This is a genomic window from Acinetobacter sp. YH12218 (assembly GCF_013417925.1).
Lineage (GTDB): Bacteria > Pseudomonadota > Gammaproteobacteria > Pseudomonadales > Moraxellaceae > Acinetobacter > Acinetobacter amyesii.
The window spans coordinates 1-1113 of the sequence record NZ_VPDB01000167.1; the positions used below are offsets into that span (position 1 = coordinate 1).

Annotated in this window: 1 protein-coding gene; it reads left to right on the forward strand. The window is 40.5% G+C overall.

Going from position 1 to position 1113, the window contains the following annotated elements:
* Positions 1–1093: IS4-like element ISAbe18 family transposase (locus FTV03_RS17750; protein ID WP_180042426.1), on the forward strand; the 1093-nt coding region annotated here is incomplete at its 5' end.
* Positions 1094–1113 lie beyond the last annotated feature (20 nt).

Sequence of the window (1113 nt, forward strand, 5' to 3'; positions counted from 1 at the left end):
TGAACAACTTGCTAAAGTGCACCATGTTGGACAGAAATTTAGAGCGGCTTCCCGGTGGGATCAGTTTATTGCCATATTGATGTCTCAATTCTCTTGTAGGCAAAGTCTGAGAGATATTCAATCCAATTTGGAGTGCCAACAGGAAAAGCTAAGTCATCTCGGAGCAAAGTCTATTCCCCGAAGCACGCTGGCACGAATCAATGAGCAGCAGCCTGCTGCCTTGTATCAACAGCTATTTTACAAGTTGCTTAAATACTATGACCACTCAAAAGTCGCTCATAAATTTCGCTTTAAGAATCCCTTGTATTCCTTGGATGCCAGTCATATTGACCTGTCGCTTTCCTTATGTGAATGGGCCAAAGTTCACGACTCAAAAGCCAGCATGAAACTCAGTATAGGATTGAATCACAGCAATGATATTCCTGAGTTTGTTGCAGTTGAAAATGGCAAAGAAAATGACATGGTACAAGGCCGCAAATTCCAGTTTCCTGCTGGCAGCATTGTAGTTTTTGATAAAGGCTATGTCGATTACCAATGGTATGCAAATCTGACTGCTCAAAACATTGGATTTGTCACACGTTTTAGGCCTAAATCTGTGTATCAGGTGATCCAGCAACATCCAGTGCTTGAATCCAAAGGTATTCTAAAAGATGAAACCATTCAGCTGAATAGCGCACATGCCCTAAAAAGAAAAGCCCCAGTGTTAAGAAGAATTGAATATAGAGATCAGCAAAGTGGCAAGCACTTTAGCTTTCTCAGCAATAACTTTCATTTAGCCGCCTCCACCATTGCGGCGATTTATAAAGATCGTTGGAAAGTTGAGCTGTTCTTTAAGGCGATTAAGCAGAATCTCAAATTAAAAGCGTTTCTAGGTCGCAGCAGGAACGCAATTCAGACACAAATCTGGATTGCGATGATCGCCTATTTATTGGTGAGTTTCGCTCAACATTTAGGAAAAACAGGTTGGACAGTTCAACGTTTACTCAGAATAATTCAAGTGAATTTGTTTGAAAGAAGAACTTTAAAAGCTTTATTTTCACCCGATAAAATACCCATAAAACAAGAGGAAGCTCAAATGAGCTTCCTCTTGTGAAAAATTGTGGGACAGCAGTG